Annotated in this window: 4 protein-coding genes; 2 read left to right on the top strand and 2 right to left on the bottom strand. The window is 70.2% G+C overall.

Annotated features, from left to right (window positions below; genetic code table 11):
• Positions 1 to 17 precede the first annotated feature (17 nt).
• A complete protein-coding gene (gene proS / locus BLT28_RS17125; RefSeq protein WP_030430371.1) occupies positions 18 to 1,508 on the top strand; it encodes a proline--tRNA ligase in 1,491 nt (496 codons plus the stop codon).
• Here proS and BLT28_RS40200 read toward each other — a convergent pair.
• Positions 1,502 to 2,098 carry a hypothetical protein gene (locus BLT28_RS40200; RefSeq protein ID WP_030430372.1) on the bottom strand — a complete coding sequence of 199 codons (597 nt, stop codon included), beginning with the start codon at positions 2,096 to 2,098 and terminating at the stop codon, positions 1,502 to 1,504. The genes proS and BLT28_RS40200 overlap by 7 nt on opposite strands.
• Positions 2,099 to 2,236: 138 nt before the next feature.
• Between BLT28_RS40200 and BLT28_RS17135 the strand changes: the two genes are divergently transcribed.
• On the top strand, positions 2,237 to 2,575 hold the full coding sequence (locus tag BLT28_RS17135; protein ID WP_030430373.1) for a hypothetical protein: 339 nt from the start codon (positions 2,237 to 2,239) through the stop codon (positions 2,573 to 2,575).
• Between the two features lie 62 nt (positions 2,576 to 2,637).
• Here BLT28_RS17135 and BLT28_RS17140 read toward each other — a convergent pair whose 3' ends face one another.
• The gene (locus tag BLT28_RS17140; protein ID WP_030430374.1) at positions 2,638 to 20,355 is read right to left on the bottom strand and encodes a protein-glutamine glutaminase family protein; all 17,718 of its coding nucleotides are present in this window, start codon (positions 20,353 to 20,355) and stop codon (positions 2,638 to 2,640) included.
• Between the last annotated feature and the right edge of the window lie 12 nt (positions 20,356 to 20,367).

Genomic DNA, 20,367 nt, shown 5'->3' on the forward strand with positions numbered 1-20,367 from the left:
CCCCCACGGGAGGCGCAGTGTCCACGACCAGAACCGCGATCTCACCGCGACGGGCCGAGAACTTCCCGTCGTGGTACCAGGAGGTCGTGCGCGCCGCCGACCTGGCGTCGATGTCGCACGTGCGCGGCTGCATGGTGATCAAACCGTGGGGCTGGGGCGTCTGGGAGCTGATGCAGCGCGAGCTGGACCGGATGATCAAGGAGCGCGGGCACGACAACGTCTACTTCCCGCTGTTCATCCCGTTGTCCTACATCCAGAAGGAGGCCGAGCACGTCGAGGGCTTCGCCAAGGAGATGGCGGTGGTGACCCACCACCGGCTGGAGAAGCGCGACGGCAAGCTGGTGCCCGCGGCCCCGTTCGAGGAACCGCTGGTGGTCCGGCCCACCTCGGAGACGATCATCGGCGAGACGATGGCCGAGTGGGTGCAGTCCTACCGGGACCTGCCGCTGAAGCTCAACCAGTGGGCGAACGTGGTGCGCTGGGAGATGCGCCCCCGGGTGCTGCTGCGCACCACGGAGTTCCTGTGGCAGGAGGGGCACACCGCGCACGCCGACGAGGCCGAGGCGGTGGCCGAGACCCTGGAGATGCACCGGGTCTACGAGAGCTTCGCCCGGGACTGGCTGGCGATGCCGGTGGTGGCCGGGGAGAAGTCGCCGACCGAGCGCTTCCCCGGGGCGGAGCAGACCTTCACCATCGAGGCGATGATGCAGGACGGCAAGGCGGTGCAGGCCGGGACCTCGCACTACCTCGGGCAGAACTTCGCCCGCTCAGCCGGGATCGAGTTCACCGACGTCGACGGCGCGCGCAAGCACGCCTGCACCACGTCCTGGGGCGCCTCCACGCGGTTGGTCGGGGCGCTGGTGCTGACCCACGGCGACGACGACGGGCTGTGCGTGCCGCCCGCGGTCGCGCCGCACCAGGTCGTCATCGTGCCGATGCTGCGCGGGGAGGACGTCGACGCGGAGGTCCTGGACTACGCGCGCGAGATCGCGACGGACCTTCGGCGCCACGCCACCAGGTTCGGGCCGCTGCGCGTGCACGTCGACGAGCGCGCGACCCGGCCCTCGGACAAGAAGTGGCAGTGGATCAAGCGCGGCGCGCCGCTGCTGGTCGAGGTCGGCGCGCGGGACGCGGCGGCGAGCGTGGTCAGCTACCGCAACCGCTTCTCCCCCGCCGAACAGCTGCGGAAGCCGTTCGCGGAGTTCGTCGCCACCGCCGCCGCGGAGCTGGAGTCGTTGCAGGACAAGCTTCTCGCGCAAGCTCAGCGGCGGCTCGACGAGAACATCCGCCGCGACATCACCACCCGCGCCGAGGCCGAGGTGTTCTTCAAGCAGGACAGGGCCGGATTCGTCCTCGCGGGCTGGTGCGGCTCGCCGGACTGCGAGACCGGGCTCAAGGCGCTCGGCGTGACCATCCGCTGCCTGCCGACCCGTCTCGGCACAGACGCCCCGTGTCTGCCTTGTGGGCAGACCTCGCGGCACTCGGCGATCTGGGGGCTGTCCTACTGACCGACGCCGAGTTCGGCGCGAGCGCACGAGCGCACCTTGTCCAGTGCGCTCAGCGTGTCCAGGTACGGCTCGTAGACGTTGGTGTCGCGCGGCGTGGAGTCCAGCCCCAGGCGCTGGTCGTGCTTGAGCACGGTGCGCGCGGCGAACATGAAGTCGAAGGACTTCGCCTTGAACTCGCGCACCCGCTGGTGGACGTCGCCGCTCCAGCACAGGCTGGCGGCGACGTGCTCCGCGGGCACCTGGCCGCCGCCCCACACCCAGTCCTCGACCGTCACCAGCGCGCGCTTGCGCAGCTGCTCGTCGGCGGTCTGGCAGGCGCTCCAGACCTCTTCGACGGTCCGCTCCAGCACGTGCGTCCAGCGCGCCAGGTCGTCGTAGACCTCGCGGAGGTCGCGGCGGCTGTCCTGCTCCCGCACCGCGTCGAGGAACGCCCGGTGCTGCCGCCCGGTCAGTTCCAGGTGGACGTTGATCTGGCGTTCCAGCACGGCGACGTCCTGCCGCGTCTTCCACCGCGACAGCAGGGTTCCGAGTGCGATGCCGGAGCTGAGGAGGAGGGCGACGACCACGGCCGTCTGCACGTCAAACGCCACTTGATCATTTTGGCACGGCGGTGCGAGCGGGCACGGCAGGCCCCGCCGAACGGGCAGACCGCGCGGCGCGACCTTGTTGCGGGGACGGCGATCTCGCTTTGCTGCTCCCAGGAACGGCACCATCCCGAAAGGACACCGATGAAGCAGCTCAGCCGCCGCTGGAGCACCAGCGCCCTCGCCCTCGTCGCGGCGCTCACCCTCGCCCCGACCGGCGTCGCCCACGCCGACGCGCCCGGAACCGTCACGGTCTGCTCCAGGGGCGGGTACTCCTCCTACGTGGTGTTCCCCGATCGCGGTGGCGCCGCATCTCCCCTCGCCGAACCGGGCAAGTGCGTGACGACCCACTTCGGTCGGGGCAGCGGTGAGAAGGTCGACGTGTACGCGGGCGGCCGACGCCACCTGGGTTCGTTCTACTACGACAGCACCTTCGGCGCGCATGTGGTCACGGAGCCCGGGTACACCTTCCGTCGCGTCTGACCGCCCGGCGAGCACGAAAAACGCCGTTGACGCCTGCCAGCGTCAACGGCGTTTTCCTTGTCCTACAAAGATTTCGCGCCTCGGCGCCTCGGGAACTCGACGGTCACCACGGCCCGGCGTGCCGTGAAGTCGTCGCCGGACTCCCGTGCTCCGGCGACCGGCCGCGGCTCCAGGTCCGCGATGGTCAGCGTGGGCTGACTTCCTTGCAGCCGGGCCAGTTCCGCCGCCAATGCCTCCCGGAACACCTCGGCGGCGTTCTGCGCGCGGAGCAGTCCTGTCGCCTGGGCTCGTGCCGCGCCGCGCAGCCCGCCCAAGCCGTGGCCGGTGATCGTGACGACCGGCAGCGGATGACCGTGGGCGTGCAGCCAGACCGCCGCCCTGGCGACCCGGCGCGCGCTGGACTGGATCCCGCGCTGCCGGTCGGCGTCGACGGACTTCTGCTTGACCTCGAAGGTGACGGTGACCGGCTGGATCTCGTGGTGCCCGCCGGTGGTGACCACGACCAGGGGGTTCACGACCTCGCTCGGTGCCCGCTCTTCGTAGAACACCGCCCCCTGCTCGAAGAAGCTCTCACCTGGTTCCTTGCTGTACATCTTGAAGTACCACTGCTCGCCGAACGGCGGGAGCTTCATCTCCTTGAGCATCGCCGCTCGTGCGCGGCGGTGCGCGGCGGCGGTCTCCGCCTCGGTCTCAGCGGAGGCCAGGTTCGCGAGCGCATCGGCCAGGTCGCGCTTGCCCCGCAGCGCCGCGGCGGTGGCGGTGTCGCCCGTCGCGGTCGCCTCGTCGATGCGGGCGTCCAGCTGCTCGATGATCTGCCCCAGATCGGGGCCGTGCCGTTCGAGATTGCGCTGGATGGCGTCCATGACCACGCGTTCGACTTTGCCCCGGCGCGCGGCGTTCTCCAGAGTGATCTGCGTCCGGCCATCCGCGCTCTCGGCCACCACGGTGGCGAAGTGGTAGCCGTAGTGGGATCTGAGGTCGGTTTCGCGCGCCGCGTTGTGCCGGTAGTCCGGGTTGCCGTCCGCGTCCATGCCCGGTACCGCGATCGACGCGTACGCCTCGCCGGGTTCGGCCCACGCGAACTGGTTGATGCCGATCCGCCGCGTGGCCTCGTCCATCCGGTTGCGGGTCGCCTCGTTGCCCGGGCGGTGGTTCAGCGCCGCGCCGTAGCGCGCACCGGGCAGAGGACGGCCGGGAATGCCGCCGATCGTGCGCTCGTCCTGCGCGACGAGGTTGACGGCCCAGTCGATGGTCGCCTCGACGGGATCGCTTTCCCCGTAAGCGAAATCGGCGAGCCCGTCGGCGAGGTGGAAGCTTCCCGTGACCTCGGTGCTGTGATCGGTCACGACCGGTGCGAGCGCGGTCCGGCCGTCGATGCCGCGGAAGAGGAAGGCGTCCGGCAGCGCGCCCATGACCTGCTTGGCGAAGTCGCGGCACACATCCGTTCCCGGCTCCTTCAGTCGTGGCACCACCCGGTGCAGGACGACCACGTCACCGTTGCGGGTGAGGACGACGCGGGTGTCCCGCCGCTCCAGCTCGACCCCGGAGCCCGTTCGGCGCAGGGCTTCCTGTGCCGCGGTGATGACGTCCTCGGTCGCGAAGAAGTCCTGGGACTCCGTCGTCGGCGCCACGCCGTTGACCGGGGTCGTGCCGTTCACGGCGAGTGTGCCGTCACCCGAGAGCCGCAGCGGCGGGTGCTCCATCGTGATCGGCCCGGGCGTGACGGTGAAGGCGGGAAAGCCTTGGCGCTCCTCGACCACCAGCGGTGGGTTGATCTCGAAGACGGGCTCGCCCTCGGTCAGGTAGTCGGAAGTGACGACCGGGTTCGGCGTCGGCACCTCGGGCCCGGGCAACGGGAGCACGTCGCCGACCGGGCTGTCGTCGACCAGGTTCTGGTAGCCCGTCACGTACTCCAGGCGGACTCCTCCGGGGAAGGTGATCTCCTGCTGGTCGGGGAAGGGCGATGCGACGTCCAGCGTCGCGTTCACGTCGATCCCGCCGGGCACGTCGAGGACGTACAGGTACCGGTAGGAGGAGTCGATCAGGCGGTCCGGGTTCATCTCCCTGACCTTGGCCATCATCCGCGGATCCCTGGTGGTGCTGAAGAACGTGGTGTCGCGGCGGGAGTTGGTGACGTAGTCCAGCAGGTGCGCACCGGTGCCCGTGCCCTTCGGCAGCAGGCCACCGTCGGCGACGACCTCCTCAGGGGACTTGTTGCTGAAGTGGTAGAGGGTTCCGGAGTCCTGGCGCCACAGCGGGCGGATGCCCACGACGTCGGTGGCGTAGCCCGGCATGGCCACGGTTCCCGGCTCGACGGGCGGGTTCGGGGCCGCGGTGTGCACCTCGGGCAGGCTCGTCGTCCGGTACTGGCTGAACGCCACCGCCTCGCTGTTCATGGTGCCCACGTACCACTCCAACACCGCGGTGTTGGTGAGCAGCCTGCCGTCCGGGTCGGAGACGAACGTCCCGTCGTGCGGACCGAGGAGGTCGTAGATCGCGATCAGGTTGGCGCCGCGGTGCCACGCGACGGACGGCATGCCCTCCTCGCCACGGATCTCCCAGCGCTCCTCGCTCGCGATCAGCTCGTAGCCGGCGAAGTCGCCGTACTCCGCGGGTGCGTCGAACAGAACGCCGCCTGAAGGGCCGACGTACACGGGCACGCCGCGTTTCTTGCCCATCTGCTTGGCGAGCGTCAACGCGGAGTTGTACCCGTGTTCCTGCCACCGCAACGCCACCCGCCGCACGGCTTCCTGGGCCTCGGGGTCGGCGCCGTCCAGCCGTGGCGGATAGTGGTTGTAGGTGTGCACGAGCGCGGATGCGGCCACGATCGCTTCCTGCGAGGGTTCGATGGCCGGAAGGCGTTCGCCCTCGTCGGCGAACACCAGCCGCGGGGGCTCGCCGGGGCTGAAGCGGATCAGCGGCTCGGCACCGTCGGAGTCGGAGCGGTGCCGCGCGACGATGTCGTCGTAGATCTTCTGCTGGAAAGCGCCCTGCGGCTCCCAGTACAGGTGCGCGCCGTGCTGCACGCCCATGCCGCGGCGGGTCAGCAGCCACACGACGTCGTCATAGTCCCTTGTGGACAGTGCCCGCCCGTCGAGGGGGATCCGGATGTCGAACACGTCGTGGTCGCCGGTGATGTCGCGGTAGCCGGTGTCGGTGTTCGCCTGCACCACACCGTTGACAACCCGATACCGGTCCTCGCGCTCCAGCTGCGCCATCTCCTCGGCCAGCTCGGCGAACTCCCGCGTGCGGTCGGCGAACCGGCGCTCGACGCGCTGCCGCAGGTCCGCGGGCACGTTCTCGGGCGGATGCGGCTTGAAGTAGCCGACCAGGCCGATGTTGTCCTCCTCCGCGCCGAGGTGGACGTCCAGCGAGTTGATCGTCTTGGCCTTGATGTCCTTCGGCTTGGGCACCGCGCCACGCTCCAGCCACGCCACGGAGTCGGGGTTGGTCGGCCGGACGTCGAAGACGACGGCGAACCGGTCCGCGAGCCGCTGGAACCTGTCCTGGTTCACCCTGGGCATCCCGAACTCGTTCGTCAGTCGCTCCGGGGTGAGCGGAGCGTCGGTCGCCGGGTGCCTCCCCGCCCACATCCCCGCCCTCACCAGCGGGGGCGCGACGACGGGTGGGACCTCCACGTCGAGTGCGTCGAACAGCTCGGTGACGAACCCGCCCGCGACGCGCTCCACCTCGGGCAGCGAGGGCGGCGGCTGCTGGCTCAGCGAGCCCCGGAAGTGCGCACCGCCCACGTCGAAGAGCACCACCGGAGCCGCGTCCGCCCGGCCGGCCGACGCGGCCAGCCCGGTGCCTTGGACGAGGGTGATCAGCAGGCCGAACTCCTCCGCCGCCAGCGTGATCAGCAACGCGTCCAGGTCGCGCGCCGCGGGGTCGAGCAGTCGCGCCGCGACGTCCTCCCGGCTCGAATGCCGGACGAACTGTTCGTAGCTGCGGGGATCGGCGGCGGTGGACGACACGTAGCGGTGCGCGATCCGTTCCCTGAAGCCGCCAGGACCCAGCTCGGCCAGGTCGGGCCGTTGTCCGGAGACCGATTCGTGCAGCGCGGTCAGGAAGTCCCCGCCCGCCGTCGTGCGAAGCCGCGACGAACCGAGCACCGCGCGCTGCCTGCTGGACAGGACTCCGGTGTTCTCCAGAACCGAACCCAGGAATCGACCACTGTCCGAAGTGGACATGAAAAGCACCGCTGGTGTCCCACCCGGGCGTCCGGCCGACTCGCTCGGCCCGGTGTCACGGACAAGGGTGACCAGCAGGCCGAACTCGTCGGCGGCCAGCCGGATCACCAGTGACTCCGTGCCCGGCTCGAACAGCCGTCCCGCGAGGTCGAATCTCCTACCACCGCCCAGGAACTCGTCGAAGTACGAGGGGTCTGAGGCCATGGTGGACACGAAGCGGTGCGCGACCCGCTCCCGGAGGCCATCGGTTCCCAAAGCCGCCAGATCAGACCGCTGCTCCGAAACGGACGCGAGCAGCGCGTCGAAGAAGTCGCCCGCACCCGTCGTCACGAGGTGGGCGGAGTCCGCCAAGTCCCGCTGCTGCCGGGACAGTTCCGTGGGTTCCTCCAGCGGGGGAGCCTGTTCACCCGCGCGTTCCGCTCGCAGCACCTCGTATGCGCGGCGCAACACCTGTTCCTGATCGGTGTCGCCGATCTCGTCGGCGGCGGCCTGCATCCGTGCTTCCCACTCGGTGCTGGGCAGCTTGCCCATCACCTTCTCGATCTGCGCCAGATCGTCGTCGTCCTGCGAGGGCTCGGGATCGACCTGCGGCGCAACGAGCTCCGGTGCGGGGTGGTTCACGGTGACGGTGATCCTGCGCCGGGTCTGCGACCGCACATCGGCGGGCAGGCGCAGCAAGGACCACCAGTCGGCCTTGGCGCGGATCTTGATCTTCACGTCGGTGGCGGGCACCTGGACGCCCTGCTCGGTGAAGGCGTCCTCCAGCGCCGTGCGCACGGCATCGGCGACCGCGACCCGCCGCTGCTTGCCCACCGCCTCCGCGCGACCCCACCACGGGTGGTTGCCCGCGGTACCGGTGACCGTGATCGTCGGCATCGGCCGTCCCTCGGCGTGCAACCAGGTGGCGAGCCTGGCCACCTGCCCGGCGAAGCGTTCCAGCTTCCCCTTCGCCGCGACGACGCCGCCGATGCGGTCCACCTCGTTCGTCAAGCGGTCGACGTCCTCCGATTCGGCGATCGCTCTGAACGTGGCACCGGCGTACTCGGAGTCGACGAGCTGCGTCGGGTCGAAGTCCTTTCCGTTGACCTCGGGAATCGGCGGCCAGGACCGGGGAGAGGCGGTGAGCGCGCCCAGTTCCCGGGAACCCCGGTCGAACTCGACGTACTGGCTCGGCGCGGGGTGCAGTGCCGTCATCACCACCGCGAGCGGCGCTTCGAAGTGGCCACTGCGGCCCAAGACGTCGAAGAAGTTCTCATCCGGCCCGAGCACCCGGGTGGTGACCTGGTTCCCGTTGGTCTCCAGGAGGATCTGCGTGCCGTCCGGCTCCTCGGCGATGACCGGGACGAGGTAGTAGTCCATCCTCGCGTCCGAACGCGCCGACACCGGCGCGAGGACGTAGGCCTCCCCCACCTTGGCGCGAGCGAACTGGTTGACGCCCCAACGCTTGGCCAGCTCAGTGGTCCTCGGATCGGCCAAGGCTGTCCGGTACTGCCCGACCAGCGCCTTGTCCTGCTGCGCCGCGTCGGTGCCCAGCCGCCGTGCCAGCTCCTGTCGGGTCAGCTTCTTCCCCTTGGGCGCCAACATCATCCGCGCCAGCGCGTGCGCGCCCTGGACGTGGTCGCCCAGCCCGCTGCGCACCATGAGGCCGCCGGAGCCCTTCGGGCGCAACACCAGGGTGTTCGCCTGGCCACCGAGGACGCTCGCGGCGACGTCCTTGGAACCGACGGCGTCGGGGACCTCGATCCGCACGACGCGCCGGTTGCCTTGCAGAACCGTCTCGACGAGCCTGATCTTGCTGTTCACGGCCCGCAACGCGTTCTTGGCCGCGGTGACGGTCGGTGCCGTCGTCTGGAAGACGATCGGCGGCTCGGGCTGGGCTTTCGTGTCGGCGCCTCCCAGCGCCCGCGGGCGCTTGCGGACCGAATCAGCGGTCCACTTGCCGAACTCGTCGATCAGCCGGTTCGGATCGTTGCCCCACGCCCGCAGGTCCGCGGTCGCCTTGTCGTACTCACTGCGCGCGAGACGGACGGCGTCCGGCACGGTGAGGGCGGCACGAGAGCTTTCCGCGACCGGCAGGACCTCTTCGGCCTTGGCGAGGTTCTGCCGGGCACGGAGGAAGTTCAGCCAAGCCCCGCCCCTGGTCTCGGTGGTCGTGCCGGAGGGCTCGCCCTGTGCGTCGGCTTCCAGGATCGCCTGCCACTCGGCGGAGTCCTCACGCCAAGCGCTCTCGGTGTCTCCCGGCGGGGTCGGCGGCAACGGCTTCGAATCGTAGGGATCCTGGGCCGCCGCGATCTCGCGGTCATAGGCGTTCTTGGCGTTCCACCATGCCGTCTCCGCGTCCAGTTCCGCTTGCGCGGCTGCCTTCCTCGCTTCCAGTGCGGCGGTGTAGCGCGCACGAACCCCGGCGTCGGTCAGGGAACCCGTGTCCGCGGAGAGCCTGTTCCTGCGATCGACCAGGGCACGGAGGGCAGCTTCCGCTGTCGCGAGCTGGTTCCGCGCAGTGGTGCGGTCGCCCGCTCGCTGCCGTGCCGCCGCAACGGCTTCGTCGAATGCGGAGTTGAGGCCGGACTGCTCGTCCGTTTCGGCGGCGAGCAGCGTCGCAAGCCCGTCAACGGCGAACTCGGCGTCGAGCAGCAACCTCGTGGCAGTGTTGAACTCGCCGCGCAGCTCGTTCACCGTCCTCACCTGCTCCGCGATGCGGCCGGGCAGTTCACCGAGTTCGGTTTCGCGCTCCTGGCGGCGTTGCGCAGCCCGTGCGTCGTCGGCGTCCACCGCGCGCTGCGCCTTCTCCAGGCGATCGCGCGCGACGTCGTGGGCGCGCGCAGCAGCCGACCACTCCTCACCCCGGGCAGCTAGGTCTTTCGTTGCGGTGACAAGGGAATCGGACAGTGTGTGCCCGGTCAGCGCCTGGGCATCGGCGTCGCGCATCCGGATGACGTAGCCGTCGCGCACGACTACCTCTCGACCTGCGACCTTGTTCGCCGACCGTGCCACAAAGCGGAATTCGACATCGGCCAGCAGCGCGCGGGTCATCTTCTCGTCGGTGCGGACCGCTCCGGCCGACTGGGGATTCCACGTGATGTGCTTGTGGTGCGTGCCGGTCTGGGTGAGCTTCGCGGACGGCTGCGATTCCAGCACTGTTGCTTGGCGTGCCGCGGAACCGCTCATCGCGCCGAACTGGTTGCGCCCTTCCGCGAAGTCGTTCTTCCCCTCGGGGTGCGTAACCCCTCCGCCTGCCGGCAGGACGTTCGTGGCCGAGTACGCGTTGCCGGTGACGACCTCGGTTTCGAGGGTGTCGGTGGTCTTCTGCCAGCCGCTGACCTTGACCGTCGCGCTCGTGCTGGCGAAGCGCGGCGTGTTCGGGAACCTGACGTGCACCTCAAGGTCACGACCGAGCCCTGTCGGCAAAGGGATGCGGAAGCTCCCGTCGAGTTGTGAGGGCAACGCCGCCTTCACCGCCGCAGGGGTCAGGCCGGCGTGCAGCATTGCCTTGGCCTGCGCGGTCATCGTCGCGCCGGAGTCCGTCAGCGCGGTCTCGGCGGCCTGCCGGAGCACATCGATGTCACCGAAGAAGTGCTCGGCCCAGTACGTGCCGGTCGCGGGCAGTCGTGGAGCGGGCTCATCACGCCAGTCCTTCAGAGCGTTCGCGGTGAGATCCGTCGCGGCCACCTCAGTGGGCTCCTCGGCGGAACCGAACCGGCCGTCGCGCACGGGCTCGGGGAACGCTTCCTCGACGAGCTTGGTGATGCCGATCTGCTCCCGCACAACGTCTTGAGCAACGGTCTCCCCGTGCCGGTCGATGCGCAGGTCCACCTCCAGGACGCCACGGAAGGATGCGACGGGGCCTGAGGTCTCACCTGCTTGGAGGTGGGCGACCGTGGTGGTGTCGGTCTTCTTGCGCGCTCGTCCCCCGAACTCGCCCTGGACGCCCGCGCCGAGCCCGATGGTGCCGTCCGCCGGTCCGTGCCCGGTCGTCGGCGCGGGCTGGACCTCCACGGCCTTCTGCTTCAGGGAGAGCACCGCGCGGACCGAGGCGGACAGGGTGAAGAAGGTGCGCCCCTTGCTCCGCTCGACCTTGTCGCCCAGCGTCGCGCTGTTGGTGACCTTGAGCTTGTCGACGTGCTTGATGCCGGAGAAGCCGGGCTCGTCGGCGAACGTGGCGTTCACCGAGACGTAGTAGGTCTTGCCGCTGAACCGGTCCTCCAGCCGCAGCGGGGCGATCCGGCCCCCGTTGACCAGGCTGTGCATCGAGCGGTTGGCATCGGAGAGGAAGGTCATCAGCGCACGGTGGTTCTGGTGCCCCGTCTCGCGCGCTGATTCCGGCAGCAGGCGGTTGGCGATCTCCGGTCCCAGCCTGCGCGCAAGGTCTTCGCGCAGTGCGGGAATCCGCGAGGTGAGGTCGATCGGATCGGTCACCCCGCCCAGGCCGATGGAGGGCTTGGTCGCCCGCAGCGAGGACGGCGCCGCGAGGGTCCGCTCGGCGGGTGGCGCGGTCGGCTTCTCCGGAACCGGCGGACGCCCCGTGCTCAGCTCCTCCACCTGCTCAGGTGTCAGCCACACCAGCACAGACTCCGGGAGCGTGATGGTTTTCCCCTGTTTAACAGGGTCCTTCGGCGCGGTGATGTCGAAGTCGAGGTTGCCCTTGCGTTGCACCTCCGCGACGACGGTCGCGTTGAGGTCCACTCGGACCAGGATCTTCTTCTGCGGCGGCCCGGTCACGGTGACCCGCTCACCGCTCTCCAGCTCCGCTGTGGTGCTGCTGCCCCGGGTGGCGGTGAACGGTGAGGCGGAGACGATCAGCAAGCCGCCCAAGGAGTACGTCGTGTCCCCGGTGCCGATGGGATCGGTTCCCTTCAGGGGAGCCACACCGGTGACGTAGCCGCCGTAGCTGTCGCTCACCCCGCGAGCGCCGGTGATCTTGGTGCTGCCCGCGGTCTCGCGGGTCACCTGCTCGTACTCCTCCGCGGTGATCTGCCGCGCGGACAACGTGGGCGTGAACGACACACCGAGCGTGGCGAAGACGTCCTCCCGCCTGCGCGGGTAGTGCAGCCCGTCGATCACGGTCGGCCTGCTGAACAGCCTCGGGTCCTTGCGCAGCGCCTCCGGGGCGAGCCGGGCGCCGAGGATGTCGGAGATCTTGCCGTCGCTGAAACCGAAAACGGGGTCGCCGTCGGAGGCTCGGCTCAGGACCTCGCGCGCGGCCTGGTGCACGGCGGTGGCGCCGGTGAAGGCGACCACCTCGGCACCGTCGAAGGCGCGCGAAGCCCCTGGAGGCATCGCGTGCGGCGACGGCGGGTCGGTCAGGTCCTGGTCCTCGGGCCGCACCGGCACGGGCTGAGCCGCCGGGTTCGTCGTGCTGACCAAGGACTCCGGGATCAGCAGCGTCGCCTCGATCGTGGTCGGCGGTGGGGTGGGCAGCCGCCGGGAGTCGGGTTCGTCGCGGCCGGGCGAGCCCACGGTGACCTTGCGCATCGCCCGGTTCAGCCGGACGTCGGAGGTGATCTCACCGGTGATCGTCAGATCGGCGCGGAACCGGCGGTAGGAGCGGTCCCCGAGCTTGCCGTCCTCGGCGAGGTCGGTGCCGTGCGCGCGGTTGACGTTGTTCTCGCCGCCGGAGGAGAGCGCGGTGGACTTCGTCCAGGAACGCGAACCCCGGATGCCCATGAGCAGCACCGCCAACGGGGCAACGGGTCCGAGCACCCGCCCTTGCACACCGGTGCTCCCGGTGACGTCCTTGCTGGTGGTGTTCTCGTCGGTGGTGACGTCCTTGACGCGCTGCACCGATTTCGCGTCGAGGAGGTCCCCGTCGCGCAGGTTGCCCAACGTGGCGCGCAGGGTGATCGTGGTGTGGTAGTCGTGCATGAACCCCCTGCGCACCAAGGGGATCTCCAGTCCTGGGCCGAGCATGCGATCGACGAGGTGGGACAGCTGCCGGTCGGACAGCGCGGTGCGCAACTGCTCGTCCCTGGTCAGGATGTCGTTGATCGGGCCGGTGAGACCGCCGGAGAAGGCCGGGTCGTCGAACTGCCGCACGAACTTGCTCGTGCTGAGGTACCACCCCTTGCGCATCGGCACCTTGCGCAGCAGCGGTGCCACCGAGTGGTAGAACCAGTCCCCGCTGCCGAAGTCCTCGAACGTGCCCATCGTGGCCTGGCCGCCCTCCAGCTCGGCGGGGCCGAAGTGGGTCCGGTCCGCGCCGGAGCGGAACACGAGCCCGGAGCCGTCGACGCGGTCCCCGGTCGCCCACTGGTAACCGGTGACGGACCCGTCCAGCCGCCGCGCGCGACCGCCGACCGGGCGCACCTCGATGTCGTAGACCACTTCGTAGCGGACGGCGTCGCCGGTGACCTCGACGTCGTCCTTGCTCGCGATCGCGTGATCCTGCCGCTGCCCGTGCTTCTTCCCACCGCTGAGGCCGAGGTGCGGCCCCACGGCGAAGGTCCCCTTGCCGAGGAAGTCCGCGCCACCGCCGGCGAAGGCGTTCGCCCCGCCCTGGCGGCCCGTGGTGTCGGTGCCGGAGTGCACGACGCGGTCCCGCGCGGAGTCGGTGCTCTTGACGCCGGACTTGGTGTCCCGGATCTGCACGCGCCTGGCGACGGCTCGCATCTCCACGGCGGTCACCTTCGACCGGAACTCGAAGCCACCCCCGTTGCGCCCCTTGAAGATCGGCGTGGAGCGAATCCAACCGCCCTGCGGGTTCGAGCCGTCGTCGACCACGGCCATCTTCGGCAGGTTCGCCTTGATGTTGCCGTCGCCGAGGAATTCCCGCAGCACGGCACGTCCGTGGGAACCGACACCGGTGGCGCCGCGGTACTTCTCGCCCAGCATCGACACGACCTGGGTGAAGAAGTCCGGGGACTCGCCGTGCTCGACGCTGACCGCTTCGACCGCGAACCGACGCGGCGGCGGCGTGGTGATCGGCTCGGCGGTGCCCTCGGTCCTGGGCGGCAGCTCCGTCGGGATGGTGAGGTCGACATCGCTGTGCGCCGTCTGGTTCGGGCGCGCCGCTCCGCTCTCGTCCCGTAGCGTGAAGGTCAGCTCCACCGGGACCTTGACGTCGTGCGCCTGGCTCACCTCGACCTTCGTCGCGTCACCGAGTTCCCTCGTCAGATCGGTGTTGCGGCCGAGCGAAGGTCCAATGGGGACGGTCGGCGTGACGGCGATGACGAACGGCGGCAGGCCGTTGAACCCGAGGTTCGGGCTGAGCCCCTGGTCGCGCGTGTCAGTGTGCTTGGTGACCGTGCTGTCCTTGGCCTTCGACATCGAGCTGAGCGCGTCCTCGTTGGCGCGCAACGGGTTCATGCCGGACCAGTCGAACGTCGCCGACACGGTCAGCTCGTAGTGCTTGCCGTCGCCCTTGATGGCGAAGGACCGGCCGTCGCCCAGAAGTGACCCGACATTGCCCTGGACCTGTCCGCGCACGGTGTCCAAGCCCTGCCAGCTGCGCACATCCGGCGCGATCAGCCGGAGCTGCTCCTCGATGCCCGCATCGCGCAGCGAGCTGATCTGCATGGCAGGGCCCAGGTTCCGGCTGTCCCGGAGGTATTCGGGCAGGACGTCGCGGATCTCCTCCTGCGTCACCGGCGGCGGCGCCGCGGGGACGTCGTGATCGTCCTCGACGGTCGGCGTGACCCGGTTGTCCTGCGCCACGTGGGAGAGGTCGACGACCACCGTCTGGCTGCGGTCGTCGGCGCGCCCACCCGAGTTGACCACCAGCTGGACGGTGCCGGGATCGGGCAGCCGGTCGCGCCGCTGCCCCTCGCGGAGCTGGCGGTCGCGCTCCGTCCGCATCGCGCGGAGCAGTTCGTCCCGGACGGCCACCGCGCGCTCACGGCCCGCGTTCGTGCCTGGTACCAGAGAGTTTCCGTACCCGGTCAGCTCGACCCGGGTCAGCGGCTGCCCGGACCGGTGCTGCCGGGCGAGGACCCGGAACAACCCGTAGCCCAAGGTCCGCACGGCCTTCAGCCCGTCCTGGTCCAGCCTCTTCGAGCCCTTCTCGAAGGAGATCGTCGTCCGTTGCGCGGGCTCCACCCGGCGCGGTGGGTTCCCGAACGCCACGTCCCACAGGTCGTCCTCGTGCACGTCCTGCGGCGGTGCCGCCGGAGGCCGCTGCGGACGCGCGAGCGGGTCGGCCCAGCGGATGGTGGTCGGGCGATCGGTGACGAAGTCCCCGGAGAACACCTCGTGCGGAGCGGCCCGCTCCACCGGGGGCGGCGTTTCCTCGGTGGGTTCGGTGTACTCGGTGTACTCCGCGATCGGGTCGGCCCACCGCACGCGGCGCTCGCTTCGCGGCAGGTTGTCGGCGACCGGATCGGCCCAGTGGACGCGGCGTCCGGTACGGGGCGGCGCGGTGTCCTGCTGGGTCTCGTCCTGATGGGCCAGGGCCAGGTCGAAGAAGTCGATCAGCTCGTCGAGCTGCCTGCCGAGGTCCTGCACGTCGAGCGGCTGCGGGCCGCCCTCGCGCACGACCGGGCCGAAGGCGGACTCGGCCAGGTCCCAGTCGACCCGCTCCAGCGCGTGCTCGTCCGGGAACCTCCCGCCCAGCGCGACGTTCTCGCGCAGCTCCTGCTCGGTGATCGGGTCCAGCCGCCAGTACCGGCCCCAGTCGTCCTGGTAGTCCAGCCCGGGGTCGGTGAGCGTGCTCGCCCGCATCACCTCGTGGAAGGTGTGCTGGCCGGTGGAGATCATGAACCCGAGCAGGCCGAGGCGCAGCAGCTTCAGGTCCAGCCCGAGGTTCCACCGCTCGTTCATCCGCTTGGCCAGGCTCAGGACCAGGTGCGTCGAGCCGGACGTGCCGGTCGTCACCAGCCCACCGGTGTGCTCGGCCGTGCGGTGCAGGCTGCCGTCGACCCGCATGGCCATCCGGTTCTTGGCGGGCGCCCAGGTGAGCCGACCGTCCTGGACCGCCTTGGCCGCCTCCCGTTCGCTCAGCGGCGGGCGGACCGTCTCCGGGGTCTCCGTTGTCCGCAGCGGCGCCTCGAACTCTTCGAGGTCGGTCTGCCCCTCGTCGTTCGCCCTGGTGTAGGCGATGTCGGCATCGCTCTGCTGCCGCTGCCCGCGTTCGTCCCGGATGACCGGGTGCCGGTCGTGCAGGCCGGGCAGGAGTTTGTCCAGCGCGGGGTGCCGGGCGGCCGACCAGATCAGGGTGACGCGCTCGCGGAGGTTGCCGGAGTTGACGATCTGCTCGTTGCGGGCCCCGGTGCCGACCGCCCCGGCGAGCATGCGGTCGTCCTCGCCGAAGTTGTTGCGCTCCCGCCGATCCGTGTGGTCCCACAGGGCGCGCGCGAGCTTGCCCATCTCGTTGTTGATCGCGGGGTGCTCGGCCAGGTAGGTGCCGAGGCGCTGTTCGTAGAGCGCGGACTGCCGCTCGAACTCGATCCGCGCGTCCAGCCAGCTCCGCGCGAGGTCCCTCGCCGCGGACCGCTCGTGCGCGGGGACGTCCCCGATGTGGAGCGCGATCACCTGGAGGTAGCGGTCGGGCATCCGCACGTCCGGCATCGCCCGCACCGGGTCGTTCCGCCCCGGGCCGCGCACGGTGTTGCGCCCCATCAGGCTGCCCGTGACGTCCAGCCGGTCCGCGTCCGCGGAGTACTCGTCGGGCAGCCCGATCATGTGCCCGATCTCGTGGGCGTAGACGACCGGCGGCAGCCCCGGCTGCCAGCGGACCTGGTCCGTCTTCCCGTTCTGCAGGAGTTTCACCTCGTGGTGCACGGGCACGTCCCCGCCGGGCCGCTCGATCCGCACACGCAGCAGATCTCCGTTGGGCAGCCGCAGATCGGGCTGGTTGAAGTACTGGTCCACCCCGCGCTGCGCATCGGCCCACACGGCGTCCTGCGTGGCCTGGTCCAGCTCGCTGACCAGCTTGATGCCGACGGTCACCTCGGTCACCGTGTCGCCGTCCGCGGTGACGCGCCGGACCTGGAACGCGGACCGCTCGACTTCGCTTCGGTTCGGCAGCTGCCGGATCCGGCCCCGCTGGTGCACCGGGGCGTCTTCGAGGGCGGAGCGCACCGCTGGCGGGAGCTCCCGAACCTGAATCTGCTCGGTTCCGTTGTCCGGCAAGGCTTCCTCGACCACCGTGGGCGGCGCGGCGAACGGCGCGGTCGCGTTCAACGCCGCACGCACCTCGGCGTCGCGGCCCGGCAGCAGGAACTCCAGTTGCAGGGCCATGTCCGGGTTGCGGTCGAGCACGTCGACCACGCCGAGCGGCTCTCGCGCGGCGATGTCACGCAGCGACGACAGCACCTCGTCCGCGGGCATCGCGAAGAACGGTGCCATCGCCAGGAGCACCGCCAGCTCGCGCTCCGCCCGCCGCTGTGCGGCCCGGCCGCTGTACTCCAGCAGCATGTCCGAGAACTGCCGGGCCTGCGCGTCGGTCTGCCGCACGGTTCCGGGCTGTGCGCTCAGCGGGGCGGGGAACCCGAGGGCGCGCACGTCGGTGACCACAGCGACCGCCGTCCCGGTCGGCCAGATCCCCTGGTCGCCGATGTCCCAGCCATCCGGGTTGTTCAGGAGGAGGTCGTCGGTGAGCGAGTCGACGACCGTTTCCATCGGTCCCTCGAAGAGGCGCGTGTCCGCGCCCAGGTTCATCCTCGCCAGCCACTCGTTGGCACTGAGCAGCCCCGCGTCCATGGCCGGGTCGAAGACCGCCCACCACGGGCCCTGCTCCCCCTGCACCTTCACCACCGGCGCGACGTGGTAGTTCCAGGTCACCGTGACCGGCAGCCCGGGTCGTCCGCCATCGGCGTTCTCCGACTGGATCTCCAAGGGAGGGGTGCCCCGCGCTGCGAAGATCTTGTACGGCCGGGCGCCGAGCTTGTTCAGGTGCAGCGCGCCCAGGTGCGCGCGCACGAAACACCCGTCCTCCGGGTGGTCGAAGGGAACCGGCCTCGGGCCCGCGGCGTGGTGCTCGAACGTCAGCGAGCGCAGCTCCTCGTACCAGGCACGCGCCTGCTCCTCCGATACCGGCGCCGCACTGGACCACCCCAGCACGTGCGAGACGTACGCCGCCGCGGCGGGCCTGAGCGCCTTCAGGTCGTCTTCGAGGTTCGTCCCGTGCCCGGCTTGGTAGGCCGCGCCCACCGCCCAGATCTTCTGCTGGTCCCGGCCGATCGGCGTCAGCAACGCCATCGCCTCGTCGAACTGCCCCTGTTCGATCCGCGCCCGCACGCTCTGCGCCAGCTGCTGCACCTCGGTCAGCTGCTCGGGTTCCTGTCCGGGTCCCACCGCCGTGGACCGCACCACGCGCTCGTCGGCCGGATCCGCCATGAACGTGCCCGCCATGCCCAGCGCCACGAGGAAGTGCTCGTACTGGTCCCAGTCCAGCCGTCCCTCGTCCAGCGCGTCGCTCAACGGCGTCGCGAGATCCGCCCGCGCCCTCGCCGCCCCGCCCGCCTGGACGATGCGGTGCACCCGGGCGAGCGCGTCGGCCGTGTCGATCTGCTGTTGGCCGAGCATGCCGATGACGTCGCGCACGGGATCGTGCGCGGCCGTGCCGGTGGAGCTCCACGCCGTCGTCCCGTCAAGCCCTTCCGGCGCGTCGACGTCCATCGGCGGCGGGGCTTGTGGGGCGACGTGGTTCTCCCCGGAGACCTGCGGCGTCACCCCCTGCTTGCTTTGGCTCTGCTGCCGTGGCTGTGGCGCGGTCGTGGTGTCGCTCTTCGGCGCGGAGGTCTCGGTGCGGATGTCCCGTGGAGCGGTGGCGGTGTTGCTGCTCTGAACCGTGCCGCTGCCACCGGTTGTGCTGCTGCTTGTCGCGCCGGTGCTCGTTGTACTGGTGCTCGTTGTGCTGCCACCGGAGGTGTTGGCGGCGCCGGACGTGGTGCTCGCGTTCGACGTGCCGCTTGCGCTGGACGTAGTGCTTGCGCTGGACGTGCTGCTGGTTCCGGCGGTGGTGCTGACGTTGGACTGAGTGCCGGCGGTGAACGTGGTGCTTCCTTCCGGAGTGGTGCTCACGCTGGACGTACCGCCGCCGCCCGAGGTGGTGCTGTTGCCGGATGTGCTGTTGGCACCGGTAGTGGCGGGAGAACCGTTGCTGCCGCCGGAAGTGTTGCCGGTGCTGGAACTGTTGCCGGTGCTGGAACTGTTGCCACCGTCGGACAGGTTGCTCGCGCCGGAACCGCCGGAAGTGTTGCCACCGCCGGAGGTGTTGCCACCGCCGGAGGTGTTGCCACCGCCGGAGGTGTTGCCGCTGCCGCCCGAGCCATGACCTCCGACAGTCGCACCGCTCCCACTGTTGGTCGACCCGCTGTCCGAGTCACCGACCCCGGACCCACTGCTGTCCGAACCACCAGCGCCGGAACTGTTGCCACTACCGGAGTTGGCGCCGCTCCCGGAACCATTGCCAGTCCCAGAGCTGTTGCCAGCACCGGAGCTGCTGCCATTCCCGTAGCTGCCACCGTTACCGGAACTGTTGCCGCTCCCGGAGTTGTTGCCGTTGCCGGAGTTGCCGTTGCCGGAGTTGCCGTTGCCGGAGTTGCTGCTGCCGGAGTTGCTACCGCCACCCGAACCGCTGCCATTCCCGGAACCGGCACCGCTTCCGTTGCCGCTGCCCGTCCCGGAACCACTACCCGAGCCACTGCCGGAACCGGCGCCACTCCCCGAACCCGAACCCGCGCCAGTGCCGGTGCCAGTGCCAGTGCCGGAACCCGAACCGGCACCGGTCCCGGAACCGATGCCGCCGCCCGCGCCGGTCCCGCCGGGGATGTCCTTGAAACCGGAGGTGTTCGGCCCCTGGTTCCCGTTCTCCTCCTTGGGGCGGAACTTGTTCCCGGTGTCCTCGGCGATCTTCTGCGTGCCGCCGGTGAACCCGCCGCCGACCACGCCGGTCCAGATGTCGTCGAAGCTGCCGCCGGTGATCGCGGCCGCGCCCGCGCCGACGATGCCCTCGGTGGCGCCTTCGGTGGCGCCGTGGAACAGGAAGTTGTCCTCGGCCTTGGGAACGTACTTCTTGCCGAGCATGTGCATCCCGCTCATCATCCCGCCCGCCGCGGCACCGGCGGCGAGCGAGGTGAGCGTGTTGGTGACGTCCCACTTGGTGCGGTTGCCCTGCAGGAACTGGATGCCCTGGGCGATGGCGTCCTGGAAGACCTCCTCGATGCCCTCCTCCATGGCGGCGACGAGCAGGCGGATCAGCCAGTGCGCCTTGGCCATGATCTTGCTCACCGCCGTGCGCGCGGCGGTGATCATGCCGGGGATCAGCGGCGCGGTGAACGGGCTCAGCAGCGCCCACGCGATCGACGCCAGGAACCAGGCGATCTCGATGATCATCGAGTAGTTCGTGTGCTCGACGATCAGCGCCAGGTCGTCGAGGTTCTTCGCCTGGCCGTGGGCGAGGTCCATCAGCGCGGGCACGGCGGTGGCGACGGTCTTGACGAACTCGCGGAACGCCCGCCCGGTCCGCCCGCCGACGTTCTCGGCGACCCCGTCGGCCAGCCCGTCCAGCCGCGCGGTGATCTCGGCGAGCTGCTGCGCGCTGGTGTGCCAGGACGTGGACAGGTTGCGCGTGGCGTCCACGTCCACCCGTGGTGCCTTCTGGCCGACGAGCAGGATCCACGCCCAGTCGAACTCCGGGTCGAACTGGATGCTCATCGCGGCACCTCG

This window comes from Allokutzneria albata (assembly GCF_900103775.1).
Taxonomy (GTDB): domain Bacteria; phylum Actinomycetota; class Actinomycetes; order Mycobacteriales; family Pseudonocardiaceae; genus Allokutzneria; species Allokutzneria albata.

Excerpts from the sequence above, each read along its gene's own strand:
- BLT28_RS17135 (WP_030430373.1), top strand. The coding sequence starts at position 2,237 with ATGAAGCAGCTCAGCCGCCGCTGGAGCACCAGCGCCCTCGCCCTCGTC.
- BLT28_RS17140 (WP_030430374.1), bottom strand. The coding sequence starts at position 20,355 with ATGAGCATCCAGTTCGACCCGGAGTTCGACTGGGCGTGGATCCTGCTC.